Source organism: Salmonella sp. SSDFZ54 (assembly GCF_004010735.1).
Classification (GTDB): domain Bacteria; phylum Pseudomonadota; class Gammaproteobacteria; order Enterobacterales; family Enterobacteriaceae; genus Salmonella; species Salmonella enterica.
Map to the genome: position 1 here is coordinate 2,042,960 of NZ_CP034819.1, position 13,169 is coordinate 2,056,128.

Annotated in this window: 15 protein-coding genes and 1 pseudogene; 12 read left to right on the forward strand and 4 right to left on the reverse strand. The window is 52.6% G+C overall.

What is annotated here, in order from left to right:
• The first annotated feature begins 376 nt into the window (after nt 1-376).
• The 4 genes from cyaA (at nt 377) to EOS97_RS10225 (ending at nt 4,489) form a co-directional block, all read left to right on the forward strand.
• A complete protein-coding gene (gene cyaA / locus EOS97_RS10210) occupies nt 377-2,923 on the forward strand; it encodes a class I adenylate cyclase (protein ID WP_000281718.1) in 2,547 nt (848 codons plus the stop codon).
• Nucleotides 2,924-3,030: 107 nt separating this feature from the next.
• Complete coding sequence (locus EOS97_RS10215) at nt 3,031-3,387, forward strand: hypothetical protein (protein WP_000752580.1); 357 nt, start codon at nt 3,031-3,033, stop codon at nt 3,385-3,387.
• A 185-nt stretch (nt 3,388-3,572) separates the two neighbouring features.
• The gene (locus tag EOS97_RS10220; protein WP_001747560.1) at nt 3,573-4,115 is read left to right on the forward strand and encodes an STM3941 family protein; all 543 of its coding nucleotides are present in this window, start codon (nt 3,573-3,575) and stop codon (nt 4,113-4,115) included.
• An 11-nt stretch (nt 4,116-4,126) separates the two neighbouring features.
• Complete coding sequence (locus EOS97_RS10225) at nt 4,127-4,489, forward strand: hypothetical protein (RefSeq protein ID WP_010989084.1); 363 nt, start codon at nt 4,127-4,129, stop codon at nt 4,487-4,489.
• A gap of 70 nt (nt 4,490-4,559) precedes the next feature.
• Here EOS97_RS10225 and cyaY read toward each other — a convergent pair whose 3' ends face one another.
• From cyaY to EOS97_RS26770, 4 genes and pseudogenes are all read right to left on the reverse strand, one after another.
• Nucleotides 4,560-4,880, reverse strand: a complete 321-nt coding sequence (gene cyaY, locus EOS97_RS10230; RefSeq protein ID WP_000999925.1) for an iron donor protein CyaY — start codon at nt 4,878-4,880, stop codon at nt 4,560-4,562.
• 69 nt (nt 4,881-4,949) lie between these two features.
• Nucleotides 4,950-5,339: a DUF3021 family protein gene (locus tag EOS97_RS10235; protein ID WP_001125562.1), complete on the reverse strand. Its 390-nt coding sequence runs from the start codon at nt 5,337-5,339 to the stop codon at nt 4,950-4,952.
• A pseudogene (locus tag EOS97_RS10240) lies at nt 5,327-5,688 on the reverse strand (hypothetical protein); the annotation flags it as partial. The gene EOS97_RS10235 and the pseudogene EOS97_RS10240, both read right to left, overlap by 13 nt.
• Nucleotides 5,598-5,849, reverse strand: a complete 252-nt coding sequence (locus EOS97_RS26770) for a hypothetical protein (RefSeq protein WP_001621231.1) — start codon at nt 5,847-5,849, stop codon at nt 5,598-5,600. The pseudogene EOS97_RS10240 and the gene EOS97_RS26770, both read right to left, overlap by 91 nt.
• A 185-nt stretch (nt 5,850-6,034) precedes the next feature.
• On the opposite strand from EOS97_RS26770, the gene EOS97_RS10245 reads away from it, so the two are divergent.
• The 8 genes from EOS97_RS10245 to corA all read left to right on the forward strand — a co-directional run bounded on the left by EOS97_RS10245 (nt 6,035) and on the right by corA (nt 13,137).
• The gene (locus EOS97_RS10245) at nt 6,035-6,238 is read left to right on the forward strand and encodes a lipoprotein (protein ID WP_000799903.1); all 204 of its coding nucleotides are present in this window, start codon (nt 6,035-6,037) and stop codon (nt 6,236-6,238) included.
• Nucleotides 6,239-6,274: 36 nt separating this feature from the next.
• A complete protein-coding gene (gene dapF, locus EOS97_RS10250) occupies nt 6,275-7,099 on the forward strand; it encodes a diaminopimelate epimerase (RefSeq protein WP_001160671.1) in 825 nt (274 codons plus the stop codon).
• Entirely contained in the window at nt 7,096-7,803 is a 708-nt protein-coding gene (locus tag EOS97_RS10255; protein WP_000812763.1) for a DUF484 domain-containing protein, read from the forward strand. The genes dapF and EOS97_RS10255 overlap by 4 nt, the downstream gene beginning before the upstream one ends.
• The gene (gene xerC, locus EOS97_RS10260; RefSeq protein WP_000132877.1) at nt 7,800-8,702 is read left to right on the forward strand and encodes a tyrosine recombinase XerC; all 903 of its coding nucleotides are present in this window, start codon (nt 7,800-7,802) and stop codon (nt 8,700-8,702) included. The genes EOS97_RS10255 and xerC overlap by 4 nt, the downstream gene beginning before the upstream one ends.
• Complete coding sequence (gene yigB, locus EOS97_RS10265; protein ID WP_001213560.1) at nt 8,702-9,418, forward strand: 5-amino-6-(5-phospho-D-ribitylamino)uracil phosphatase YigB; 717 nt, start codon at nt 8,702-8,704, stop codon at nt 9,416-9,418. The genes xerC and yigB overlap by 1 nt, the downstream gene beginning before the upstream one ends.
• A 134-nt stretch (nt 9,419-9,552) precedes the next feature.
• Nucleotides 9,553-11,715 (forward strand): DNA helicase II, encoded by a 2,163-nt coding sequence (uvrD, locus tag EOS97_RS10270; RefSeq protein ID WP_000383436.1) that lies wholly within the window; start codon nt 9,553-9,555, stop codon nt 11,713-11,715.
• A gap of 259 nt (nt 11,716-11,974) precedes the next feature.
• A complete protein-coding gene (ysgD, locus tag EOS97_RS27195) occupies nt 11,975-12,031 on the forward strand; it encodes a YsgD/CorL family protein (RefSeq protein ID WP_212723238.1) in 57 nt (18 codons plus the stop codon).
• A gap of 155 nt (nt 12,032-12,186) precedes the next feature.
• On the forward strand, nt 12,187-13,137 hold the full coding sequence (gene corA, locus EOS97_RS10280; protein WP_000947139.1) for a magnesium/cobalt transporter CorA: 951 nt from the start codon (nt 12,187-12,189) through the stop codon (nt 13,135-13,137).
• Nucleotides 13,138-13,169 lie beyond the last annotated feature (32 nt).

A 13,169-nucleotide genomic window follows, 5' to 3' on the forward strand; every position in this document is an offset into this window, starting at 1 on the left:
GCTTGTTACCGTCATTATCAATCATTGACCATCCTAACATCCTTATAGAGAGTATGTTAGTTTTCCGGTCACCGTGAGTGAGAGGATAAGGCGCAGTGTCGTCAATGACAGTGAATAATGACGAGAAACCGCCAGCCCGTATTTAAGAATTTACACGCAGCGAACGGTGCTACACTTGTATGTAGCGCATCTTTCTTTACGGTCAATGAGCAAGGTGTTAAATTGATCACGTTTTAGACCATTTTTTCGTCGGTATTAGATAAAAATATGCAGACGAGAAAGGGTAACGGTTATTTTTGACATACGGTTTATCCCGAATGGCGACGGTCAAGTACTGACCTGCACCATGACGGGTAGCAACATCAGGCGATACGTCTTGTACCTCTATATTGAGACTCTGAAACAGAGACTGGATGCCATAAATCAACTGCGTGTGGATCGCGCGCTTGCTGCCATGGGACCCGCTTTTCAGCAGGTTTACAGTCTTCTGCCGACATTATTGCACTATCACCATCCACTGATGCCGGGTTACCTTGATGGTAACGTTCCCAGCGGTATTTGCTTCTACACGCCTGATGAAACCCAACGCCACTATCTGAACGAACTTGAGCTGTACCGCGGTATGACGCCGCAGGACCCGCCGAAGGGCGAGCTGCCGATTACCGGTGTTTACACCATGGGCAGCACCTCCTCGGTCGGGCAGAGCTGCTCGTCCGACCTGGATATCTGGGTGTGCCATCAGTCCTGGCTCGACGGCGAAGAGCGTCAGTTGCTGCAACGTAAGTGTAGCCTGCTGGAAAGCTGGGCCGCCTCGCTTGGCGTTGAGGTGAGCTTCTTCCTGATCGACGAGAACCGTTTCCGCCATAACGAAAGCGGCAGTCTGGGCGGGGAAGACTGTGGTTCTACGCAGCATATCCTGTTGCTTGATGAGTTTTATCGTACCGCTGTGCGCCTGGCCGGGAAGCGTATCCTGTGGAGTATGGTGCCGTGCGACGAAGAAGAGCATTACGACGACTATGTCATGACGCTCTACGCGCAGGGCGTATTAACGCCAAACGAATGGCTGGATCTGGGAGGCTTAAGCTCGCTCTCCGCCGAAGAGTACTTTGGCGCCAGCCTGTGGCAGCTATACAAGAGTATTGACTCGCCGTACAAAGCGGTGCTGAAAACGCTGCTGCTGGAAGCCTACTCATGGGAATATCCCAACCCACGTCTGCTGGCGAAAGATATTAAACAACGTCTGCATGACGGTGAAATCGTATCGTTTGGACTCGATCCCTACTGCATGATGCTGGAACGGGTCACTGAATACCTGACGGCGATTGAAGATCCGACGCGGCTGGATTTAGTCCGCCGCTGCTTTTACCTGAAAGTGTGCGAGAAATTAAGTCGCGAGCGCGCCTGCGTAGGCTGGCGTCGGGAAGTATTAAGCCAGTTAGTCAGCGAGTGGGGATGGGACGACGCGCGTCTGACCATGCTCGATAATCGCGCAAACTGGAAAATCGATCAGGTGCGCGAAGCCCACAACGAATTGCTCGACGCAATGATGCAAAGCTATCGTAACCTGATTCGCTTTGCGCGGCGCAACAACCTCAGCGTGAGTGCCAGCCCGCAGGATATCGGCGTACTGACGCGTAAGCTGTACGCCGCTTTTGAAGCGTTGCCGGGTAAAGTCACGCTGGTGAACCCGCAGATATCGCCGGATCTGTCCGAGCCGAATTTAACCTTTATCCATGTGCCGCCGGGACGCGCCAACCGTTCAGGCTGGTATCTCTACAACCGCGCGCCGAACATGGATTCCATCATCAGCCATCAGCCGCTGGAATATAACCGTTATCTTAATAAGCTGGTCGCGTGGGCGTGGTTCAACGGCCTGCTGACGTCGCGAACGCATCTGTTTATTAAGGGCAACGGTATTGTCGACCTGCCTAAGTTGCAGGAGATGGTCGCCGATGTTTCGCACCATTTCCCGCTGCGCTTGCCTGCTCCAACGCCGAAAGCGCTCTACAGCCCCTGTGAAATTCGCCATCTGGCGATTATCGTTAACCTCGAATATGACCCGACGGCGGCGTTTCGCAATAAAGTGGTCCATTTTGACTTCCGTAAGCTGGACGTTTTCAGCTTTGGCGAAGAGCAAAACTGTCTGATAGGCAGTATCGACTTGTTATATCGCAACTCGTGGAACGAAGTGCGTACTCTGCACTTTAACGGCGAGCAGGCGATGATCGAAGCGCTGAAAACGATTCTGGGGAAAATGCACCAGGATGCCGCGCCGCCGGATAGCGTCGAAGTGTTCTGCTACAGTCAGCATCTTCGCGGTCTGATTCGCACCCGCGTGCAGCAACTGGTCTCCGAATGTATCGAGCTACGTCTTTCCAGCACCCGTCAGGAGACCGGTCGATTCAAGGCGCTGCGGGTTTCCGGGCAGACGTGGGGACTATTCTTCGAACGCTTGAATGTCTCGGTGCAGAAGCTGGAGAACGCTATCGAATTCTACGGTGCGATTTCGCATAACAAGCTGCACGGGCTGTCGGTACAGGTGGAAACCAACCAGGTGAAATTGCCGTCAGTGGTGGATGGCTTCGCCAGCGAAGGGATTATCCAGTTCTTCTTTGAAGAAACGGGCGATGAGAAAGGCTTTAATATTTATATTCTGGATGAAAGTAACCGGGCGGAAGTGTATCACCACTGCGAAGGTAGCAAGGAAGAACTGGTGCGCGACGTCAGTCGCTTCTATTCGTCATCGCACGATCGCTTCACGTATGGCTCCAGTTTTATCAACTTTAACCTGCCGCAGTTCTACCAGATAGTGAAAACCGATGGCCGCGCGCAGGTGATCCCATTCCGTACGCAGCCTATCAACACCGTGCCGCCAGCAAACCAGGATCATGACGCACCGCTATTGCAGCAGTATTTTTCGTAAGTGCTGCGCCGGGCAAAGCTGCCCGGCCGGCGTTCACCGCTTCACATTAACTTCACCCAACTTCGTTACCGTGACCTCCGCATTTGGTTTACAGGAGGAGGTTTGAGGTGGCAGATGCGTTCATTTTGTTAGGGATAGTCATGGCGATGGTCAGCCTCGGCTTCATTCTTATAAATAAGTTATTCTGTTTTATATCCGCTGGGTGCCTGCTCTCGCTATGCGCCAGCATGGCCAGTTTTCAACTCTGGGATGCGTCTTACTGGGGGCGATGGGGAAAAGTATGTCCCGGTCTGGAGGATGTGATCATCTCCTGCGACAATTACCATTTTCTCTATGACTTGGGATGGGAATTGTACGGTATCGCCTTTTTGTTCTTTACCGCGTTAATGCTCACATGTGCGGCCATTATTCTTATCAATATGATTATGGCTTTAGAGCGATACTGTGCCGGATGGCGGCGCTAACACGCCTTATCCAGCCTACATTCGAAGAATGCTCATTGAGCGGAACAAGGTTTAGACAATATTTTTTCTTATACAATTTATGTAGTAATATCCAGACCGTTCAAAACGCTATCGCGTCTTTCATTGTTTTCGTAAATATGTTTTGAAAAACCATATTAGAAACAAAAGCTCTTTAATGGTTTCTTATGGATGTTTTTATAAAAGGATATTATATGTCAATAAACAACCCTATTCTTATTTACGTGAATAAGAAACGACAAATAAAATTAGCTCTGTTTTATTCAGTGGTAGCTATAGCTCTTATGATGAGCCTCTTTCTAAATTATAGTATTATGCTAAAGATGGTGTGTGTTTTTTTAATACTCCTCATGATAGCAGGCGCAAGTGCTTACTGGTACTCCGCCTTTTCAGGAAAGCCACAGCTAACGTTGAACCAGGAGGGAGTAACATTACACACAACCAGGCTACCAATAGTTTACTGGCATGAAATCGACTATGTTGGTGAGCGTGTTAGCGATAATACGCCTGTGCTGGCCGTTTTTGTCAAAGATGTTGAGCTTTATTGTCAGCGAATTACTAATGAGAAAATGCGTAATAATTTTCTGTCATTATTAAATAAGCATGGAAGTAATCGCGTGATGAATATCTCTCTAAACGATCTCGATTATGATTCAGATGAGTTACAGGATATTTTTAAAATGGCTGTTGCCAGAAACCTGGAACAATAGGGTAGAGATATATGTTTTTTGTTATTACTCACCATATTGATGTGCTGCCTCTGGCAACCCTACCCACACATGAAACATGCCCTTATTGTAATAATCAGGATGTATGGTTGATTATTCGCCAAAAAAGGACCCGTACATGTGGTCTGTCTCAGGCGAGAAAAAGAGATAAGTTTGGTTTAGCGATATGCAATCATTGCAGCAATGAAATCAAGGAAAAACGTTGGTCACCAGCGTTACGTCAACTTTTTACCGAGCAGAAGCCACTATTTAACCTAACCTTTTGGCAACGCTACGGTTTTTGGGTTGGTTGGTTGAGTGTATGGCCCGCGCTGTTTCTGGCAACCTGGCTGTATTTCACATTTCGGGGTTGGTAATACGACCGCATATCTCGTTAAATATACGCAGGAAAGCGCTATTCTTCTGGCTCTCCTGCGGAATTAAAACTTAGCGAAAACTCACCTTTTCACCCGCCTGCTGCGTTGCCGCCTGCTCCAGCAGATCCCAGAAGGTTTCGCCGCTGCGATCGCAAACCCACTCGTCACCTTTTAGGTCAAAGTGATAGCCGCCCTGTTTGGTTGCCAGCCACACCTGGTGCAACGGCTCCTGACGGTTAATAATGATCTTACTGCCGTTCTCAAAGCTGAGGGTCAGCACGCCGCCGTTGATTTCGCAGTCGATATCGCTGTCGCCGTCCCAGTTATCGAGACGTTCTTCAATGGTGAGCCACAGGGCATCAGCCAGGCGATGAAATTCACTGTCGTTCATTGTTTTATCCTGCTATTGAGTGATATCGCCAGTATAAGGGGAAGCGTCAGCTTCTGGAACTGATACGAATTACCGTTGTGAGCGGTAAAGGATAAAACCCAGCGGTAGATAAATGACGATAAATAGCGCACTGGTGATAAGTATGACGGACGCGTTAACCGGGAAATGGTTCAGAGCCGACAGCATTGCCACCATCAGCGCGACGCAGCCGCCGCAGAGGAGAAAATGCAACAGGATTAAGGGGGCGCGCGGCTTTGCTTTGATATCCAAAAGAGCGCTAAGCAGACCGAGTACCGCGCTTATCGTCAGGACTCCGGCAGCTTCAACACCGTTTATCGTGCCGTGCATAATGCTTTCAATAATGACGTAAATGCATGAACCGATCCCCACGCCCCGAAGGGCGTTTTTCAGATGTTTATTCAAACGCGCAAAACGGTTTAGCGGCGTCATTTTTGGCATTCCGGTGCCTGCGTTATGATGATGATGTCTTTATTGTTGGTGTACATGACGTTCCTATTCAGAGTATGCGTCTTATCCGGGCAGGGGGATGCTGTTCGGTAAAGCTGGCTGCCAATCCACGTATAAACTAGCGGTTGTCATACGCAAAACGCTCGGTGACTTTTAGCGGCCCATTGATGCTAAAGACATGAATACCCTGACCTTGCTGGCTATCACGCATAAAATAGCCATGCTCTTTTCCGGCGTTAATTTTCTGGTTCAGGAAGGGGGCTGTGCTATCCAGTTCCAGCCCTGAGTTGCCGGGTTAATCAATGAATTGGGTAACCGACGCAGGCGTTTGAAATTCACCTCCGGCAACGAAAGATTGTTCTCCTCTTCTGGCTGGAGATAAACCACGCCGCTGCCTTGCCGTTGATAAACATTGTGCGGAGATTCACTTAGTCGGCATCCCCAGGCGGGAGGCAGCAGAAGTGAAAGCGAAAAAAGGCAAAACAAATTACGATATTGCATAAGGTCATCCGGACGTGGTACGTAAACCTAAAGTGATTAGCAAAGCATGTTTCCTGATGTAAATGCGCAATAATCATGGCAACGCGCCGCTTTTCAGATTTTATAAAGAGCCCCTAAACGCTTGCTTTTACGCCTTCTCCTGCGATGATAGAAAATAGAAAGCATGAACTTACAGGCAATCCATAATGAAAAACGTGTTTAAGACACTCGCTGTACTTCTGACTCTGTTCAGCCTGACGGGCTGCGGTTTGAAAGGGCCGCTTTATTTCCCGCCAGCCGATAAAAATGCGCCGCCGCCGACGAAAAAAGTCGATTCGCAAACGCAGTCCACGATGCCCGATAAGAACGATCGCGCAACGGGAGATGGCCCGTCCCAGGTCAATTACTGAGGATAGTTTTCTGTCCCCGCGTGAACGGAGTGAATGATGCAATTCTCTAAAATGCATGGCCTTGGCAACGATTTTATGGTCGTCGACGCGGTAACGCAGAATGTCTTTTTTTCGCCGGAACTGATTCGTCGGCTATCCGACAGACACCTGGGCGTAGGGTTCGATCAGCTGCTGGTGGTTGAGCCGCCCTATGATCCTGAGTTGGACTTTCATTACCGCATCTTCAACGCCGACGGCAGTGAAGTCTCGCAGTGCGGCAATGGCGCGCGCTGTTTCGCGCGATTTGTTCGCCTGAAAGGGCTAACCAATAAACGCGACATTCGGGTCAGTACCGCGAATGGCCGGATGGTACTGAGCGTCACGGAAGATGAACTGGTGCGGGTGAATATGGGGGAACCAAACTTTGAACCCGCGCAGGTGCCTTTTCGCGCCAACAAAGCGGAAAAGACGTATATTATGCGAGCGGCGGAACAGACCATATTGTGCGGCGTGGTTTCAATGGGTAATCCGCACTGTGTCATTCAGGTTGATAACGTCGACACGGCGGCCGTTGAAACACTGGGGCCGGTTCTGGAAAGCCATGAGCGTTTTCCGGAACGCGCCAACATTGGTTTTATGCAGGTTGTAAGACGTGAGCATATCCGGCTGCGAGTCTATGAACGCGGCGCAGGGGAGACCCGCGCGTGCGGCAGCGGCGCGTGCGCTGCCGTTGCCGTGGGGATTCAGCAGGGGCTGCTGGCTGAAGAAGTACGCGTGGAATTACCGGGCGGTCGGCTGGATATCGCCTGGAAAGGTCCGGGTCATCCGTTATACATGACTGGTCCGGCGGCACATATCTACGACGGATTTATCCATTTATGAAGCAACCAGAGGAAGAACTACAGGAAACGCTCACGGAACTGGACGATCGAGCGGTCGTCGATTACCTGCGCCATCACCCTGAGTTTTTTATCCGTAACGCCCATGCCGTGGAAGCGATGCGTGTTCCACATCCCGTGCGGGGAACGGTTTCGCTCGTTGAGTGGCATATGGCCCGCGCGCGTAATCACATCAATGTGCTTGAAGAAAATATGACGCTGCTGATGGAACAGGCTCATGCCAATGAAAGCCTGTTTTATCGCTTGCTGCATCTGCAAAGCCGTCTGGTCGCCGCGGATAGTCTGGATGAGATGCTGGTGCGGTTTCACCGCTGGGCGCGCGATTTGGGGCTTGCCGGCGCGACGCTGCGTTTGTTCCCGGATCGGTGGCGTCTTGGCGCGCCATCGCGCTATACGCATCTGGCTTTAAACCGTCAGGCCTTCGAGCCGCTGCGTATTCAACGACTGGGACAGTCGCAGCATTATCTTGGCCCGCTAAACGGCCCGGAACTGCTGGTGGTCTTGCCGGAGGCGAAGGCTGTAGGGTCGGTAGCCATGTCGATGATGGGCAGCGATGGCGACCTCGGGGTGATTCTCTTCAGCAGCCGTGACCCGCACCACTATCAGCCGGGGCAGGGGACGCAGCTTTTACAGGAGATCGCGCTGATGCTGCCGGAACTGCTGGAACGCTGGATTAAACGCGTATGACGGATGTCGCGCTTTCTCAGGACGTCTCGCGGTTCCTGCGCTATTTAGGCGTGGAGCGCCAGCTTAGCCCTATTACCCTGCAGAACTACCAGCGTCAGCTTGATGCCATTATCGCTTTAGCCGGAGAAACCGGGCTGAAAAGCTGGCAACAATGTGACGCTGCGATTGTGCGCAGTTTTGCGGTGCGCAGTCGGCGCAAAGGGCTTGGCCCTGCCAGTCTGGCGCTACGTCTCTCGGCATTGCGAAGCTTTTTTGACTGGTTAGTCAGTCAGGGCGAATTGAAAGCTAACCCGGCGAAGGGCGTCTCCGCACCGAAAGCGCCGCGTCATCTGCCGAAAAATATTGATGTCGACGACGTTAACCGCCTGCTGGACATCGATCTTAACGATCCGCTCGCCGTACGTGATCGGGCGATGCTGGAGGTCATGTACGGCGCGGGACTGCGTTTATCCGAACTGGTTGGCCTGGATATAAAGCACCTCGATCTTGATACCGGCGAAGTGTGGGTAATGGGTAAAGGCAGCAAAGAGCGACGCCTGCCGATTGGCCGTAACGCGGTGACGTGGATTGAGCACTGGTTGGATCTGCGCGGCCTGTTCGCCAGCGACGAAGAGGCGTTATTCCTGTCGAAGCTCGGCAAGCGTATCTCCGCGCGCAATGTCCAAAAACGGTTCGCCGAATGGGGCATAAAGCAGGGGCTAAACAGCCACGTGCATCCACATAAGCTGCGCCATTCGTTCGCGACCCATATGCTGGAATCGAGCGGCGATCTGCGCGGCGTGCAAGAGCTGCTGGGTCATGCCAACCTTTCCACCACCCAAATTTATACTCATCTTGATTTTCAACATCTTGCTTCAGTGTACGACGCGGCGCATCCGCGCGCTAAACGGGGGAAATAATGCGTTTTTACCGGCCTTTGGGGCGTATTGCCGCGCTCACCTTTGACCTGGATGATACCCTTTATGATAACCGTCCGGTGATTTTGCGTACTGAGCAGGAAGCGCTCGCTTTTATGCAAAATTATCACCCGTCGCTACGTTCGTTTCAAAACGTCGATTTACAGCGGATACGGCAGGCGGTGCGTGAAGCGGAGCCGGAAATCTATCATGACGTTACCCGCTGGCGCCATCGCGCGATAGAGCAGGCTATGCGGGATGCGGGATTATCGGCGCAGGAGGCCATTGCCGGCGCGAATGCGGCGATGATGCATTTTGCCAAATGGCGCAGCCAGATTGAGGTTCCGCAGGCTACCCATGAGACATTACAGCAGCTTGCGAAAAAATGGCCGCTGGTGGCGATCACTAACGGCAATGCCCAGCCGGAACTGTTTGGCCTCGGCGATTACTTTAAGTTTGTACTGCGCGCCGGCCCGGATGGACGTTCCAAGCCGTTTAGCGACATGTATTTCCTGGCGGCGGAAAAACTGCATGTGCCGATCGGCGAGATCCTGCATGTCGGCGACGATCTGACTACCGATGTGGCTGGCGCTATTCGCTGTGGGATGCAGGCCTGCTGGATTAAACCTGAAAATGCCGACCTGATGCGGACGCAGGACAGCCGTTTACTGCCGCATATCGAAATTTCGCGGTTGGCATCTCTCACCTCGCTGATATAATCACCAGTAGTTCTGTATAAATTCCCAGTTATTCTGGTGGATGGCGCTATGCTTATCCGCCCTACGATAAGTAGCCCCGGTAAGCGAAGCGCCCCGGGCGTTTTTAGTTTTCATGTTTTTACGCGGCGGTGCCAATGGACGTTTCTTACCTGCTCGACAGCCTTAATGATAAACAGCGCGAAGCGGTGGCCGCGCCACGTAGCAACATGCTGGTGTTGGCGGGCGCGGGAAGCGGGAAAACCCGCGTGCTGGTGCACCGTATCGCCTGGTTACTGAGCGTAGAAAACAACTCGCCATATTCCATCATGGCGGTGACCTTTACCAATAAAGCGGCGGCGGAAATGCGCCATCGTATTGGCCAGTTGATGGGGACCAGCCAGGGCGGAATGTGGGTAGGGACGTTCCACGGTCTGGCGCACCGCCTGCTGCGCGCGCATCATATGGACGCTAATTTGCCGCAGGATTTCCAGATTCTCGACAGCGAAGATCAGATGCGTTTGCTTAAGCGCCTGATTAAGGCGATGAATCTTGATGAGAAGCAGTGGCCGCCGCGTCAGGCGATGTGGTACATCAATAGCCAGAAAGACGAAGGGCTACGCCCGCACCATATCCAAAGCTATGGCAACCCGGTGGAGCAGACCTGGCAGAAGGTGTATCAGGCCTATCAGGAAGCGTGCGATCGCGCTGGTCTGGTGGATTTTGCCGAGCTACTGCTGCGCGCTCATGAACTATGGCTGAACAAGCCGCACATCCTGCAACACTATCGCGAGCGGTTTACTAACATCCTGGTGGACGAATTCCAGGATACCAACAACATTCAGTACGCCTGGGTTCGTCTGCTGGCGGGCGATACTGGTAAGGTGATGATTGTCGGCGACGATGACCAGTCGATCTACGGCTGGCGCGGGGCCCAGGTAGAGAACATCCAGCGCTTCCTCAATGATTTCCCCGGCGCGCAGACCATTCGTCTGGAGCAGAATTACCGCTCGACCAGCAACATCCTTAGCGCGGCGAACGCTCTGATTGAGAATAACAACGGGCGTTTGGGTAAAAAGCTGTGGACTGACGGCGTTGATGGCGAACCGATATCTCTGTACTGCGCTTTCAACGAACTGGATGAAGCGCGCTTTGTGGTTAATCGTATCAAAACCTGGCAGGACAACGGCGGCGCGCTTGCGCAATGCGCCATCCTTTATCGCAGCAACGCCCAGTCGCGCGTGCTGGAAGAAGCGTTATTACAGGCCAGTATGCCGTACCGCATTTACGGCGGGATGCGCTTCTTCGAACGCCAGGAGATCAAAGATGCGCTCTCTTATCTGCGTTTGATTGCCAATCGCAACGATGATGCCGCCTTTGAACGCGTGGTGAATACCCCAACGCGCGGCATCGGCGACCGTACGCTGGACGTGGTGCGCCAGACCTCGCGCGATCGCCAGCTAACATTGTGGCAGGCGTGCCGTGAATTGTTACAAGAAAAAGCCCTGGCCGGGCGTGCGGCCAGCGCGCTACAACGCTTTATGGAACTGATCGACGCTCTGGCGCAGGAAACTGCCGACATGCCGCTGCATGTGCAGACTGACCGGGTGATCAAAGATTCCGGCCTGCGCACCATGTATGAGCAAGAAAAAGGCGAGAAAGGCCAGACGCGCATCGAAAACTTAGAGGAACTGGTGACGGCGACGCGGCAGTTCAGCTACAACGACGAAGATGAAGATTTGATGCCGTTGCAGGCCTTCCTCTCTCACGCGGCGCTGGAAGCGGGCGAGGGGCAGGCGGATACCTGGCAGGATGCGGTGCAGTTGATGACGCTGCACTCGGCCAAAGGGCTGGAGTTTCCACAGGTGTTTATTGTCGGCATGGAAGAGGGCATGTTCCCCAGCCAGATGTCGCTGGATGAGGGCGGGCGTTTGGAAGAGGAGCGTCGTCTGGCCTACGTCGGCGTTACCCGTGCCATGCAGAAACTGACGCTAACCTATGCCGAAACTCGCCGTCTGTATGGTAAAGAGGTTTATCATCGCCCGTCGCGTTTTATCGGCGAGTTGCCGGAAGAGTGCGTGGAAGAGGTCCGTCTGCGCGCCACCGTCAGTCGTCCGGTGAGCCATCAACGAATGGGAACGCCGCTGGCGGAAAACGACACAGGCTACAAACTCGGCCAACGCGTGCGCCATGCGAAGTTCGGCGAGGGAACTATTGTCAACCTGGAGGGCAGCGGCGAACATAGCCGGTTGCAGGTGGCTTTTCAGGGGCAAGGGATCAAATGGCTGGTTGCCGCATATGCGAAGCTGGAAACGGTTTGACCGACTCTCATATTGCCGGATGACGCCTCTTATCCGGCCTACGCGCTGGCTAACATTTTGATTTGTAGGCCGGATAAGGCGAAGCCGCCATCCGGCGATATATTGATGTTAATATTCTGAAATCATAGATAAATACTCTCACTCTGCTAACCTTTCTGCATAAGGGGAAATTATTGCTTTTTCGCGTTTCGTTGCGTGTTGACGGCAAATTTTTGCTGGCGTAACATGCGCCCACGATTACGCTAAGAGGACATTCGCCTTGGACACACCCAGTAGATACTGGCTCATTATCCTGTCATCCAGGATCAACTCCTAAGGCTATCCCTTTTTGCTGATAGCCTTAGCGGTTGTCAGCGACCTTTCATTTTTTCCCGTCGCGTTGAGTCAGGCTGTTTAATGGTCTGAAACCCAATTTGTTTCTGTGTGCCCATCTGAACTGTCCGATATTTTTACGCATTGGGAGTCCCGGTCATGCTGAGCGCATTTCAACTGGAAAAAAACCGACTGACCCGGCTGGAAGTCGAGGAGTCACAAAGCCTGATTGATGCCGTATGGGTCGATTTGGTCGAACCGGACGACGACGAGCGATTGCGCGTACAATCTGAGCTGGGCCAGAGTCTGGCGACGCGTCCTGAACTGGAAGATATCGAAGCATCCGCGCGCTTCTTTGAAGACGAAGACGGACTGCATATCCACTCCTTCTTCTTCTTCGAAGATGCGGAAGATCATGCCGGTAACTCTACGGTGGCATTCACTATTCGCGATGGCCGTCTGTTTACGCTGCGTGAACGCGAACTGCCCGCCTTCCGTTTGTATCGTATGCGCGCCCGCAGCCAGGCGATGGTCGACGGTAATGCTTATGAACTACTGCTCGATCTGTTCGAAACCAAAATTGAACAGTTGGCGGATGAAATCGAAAACATCTACAGCGATCTGGAAAAACTGAGCCGCGTCATTATGGAAGGGCATCAGGGCGATGAATACGACGAAGCGCTCTCCACGCTGGCGGAACTGGAAGATATCGGCTGGAAGGTACGCCTGTGTCTGATGGATACCCAACGCGCGCTGAACTTCCTGGTGCGCAAGGCGCGCTTACCGGGCGGACAGCTGGAGCAGGCGCGTGAGATCCTGCGCGATATCGAATCTCTGCTGCCGCACAATGAATCGCTGTTCCAGAAGGTGAACTTCCTGATGCAGGCGGCGATGGGTTTCATCAACATTGAGCAGAACCGCATTATCAAAATCTTCTCGGTGGTTTCCGTGGTGTTCCTGCCGCCGACGCTGGTCGCTTCCAGCTATGGGATGAACTTCGAGTTTATGCCGGAACTGAAGTGGAGCTTTGGTTATCCAGGCGCGATTATCTTTATGATTCTGGCGGGGCTTGCGCCGTATCTGTACTTTAAGCGCAAGAACTGGCTGTAAGACATTAAGGACAGGGTGATTCAGCTGCGGCT

Excerpts from the sequence above, each read along its gene's own strand:
- EOS97_RS10255 (WP_000812763.1), top strand. The coding sequence starts at position 7,096 with ATGAAGCAACCAGAGGAAGAACTACAGGAAACGCTCACGGAACTGGAC.
- uvrD (WP_000383436.1), top strand. The coding sequence starts at position 9,553 with ATGGACGTTTCTTACCTGCTCGACAGCCTTAATGATAAACAGCGCGAA.
- EOS97_RS10225 (WP_010989084.1), top strand. The coding sequence starts at position 4,127 with ATGTTTTTTGTTATTACTCACCATATTGATGTGCTGCCTCTGGCAACC.
- dapF (WP_001160671.1), top strand. The coding sequence starts at position 6,275 with ATGCAATTCTCTAAAATGCATGGCCTTGGCAACGATTTTATGGTCGTC.
- EOS97_RS26770 (WP_001621231.1), bottom strand. The coding sequence starts at position 5,849 with ATGCAATATCGTAATTTGTTTTGCCTTTTTTCGCTTTCACTTCTGCTG.
- yigB (WP_001213560.1), top strand. The coding sequence starts at position 8,702 with ATGCGTTTTTACCGGCCTTTGGGGCGTATTGCCGCGCTCACCTTTGAC.
- cyaY (WP_000999925.1), bottom strand. The coding sequence starts at position 4,880 with ATGAACGACAGTGAATTTCATCGCCTGGCTGATGCCCTGTGGCTCACC.
- corA (WP_000947139.1), top strand. The coding sequence starts at position 12,187 with ATGCTGAGCGCATTTCAACTGGAAAAAAACCGACTGACCCGGCTGGAA.
- EOS97_RS10220 (WP_001747560.1), top strand. The coding sequence starts at position 3,573 with ATGGATGTTTTTATAAAAGGATATTATATGTCAATAAACAACCCTATT.
- EOS97_RS10235 (WP_001125562.1), bottom strand. The coding sequence starts at position 5,339 with ATGCCAAAAATGACGCCGCTAAACCGTTTTGCGCGTTTGAATAAACAT.
- EOS97_RS10245 (WP_000799903.1), top strand. The coding sequence starts at position 6,035 with ATGAAAAACGTGTTTAAGACACTCGCTGTACTTCTGACTCTGTTCAGC.
- xerC (WP_000132877.1), top strand. The coding sequence starts at position 7,800 with ATGACGGATGTCGCGCTTTCTCAGGACGTCTCGCGGTTCCTGCGCTAT.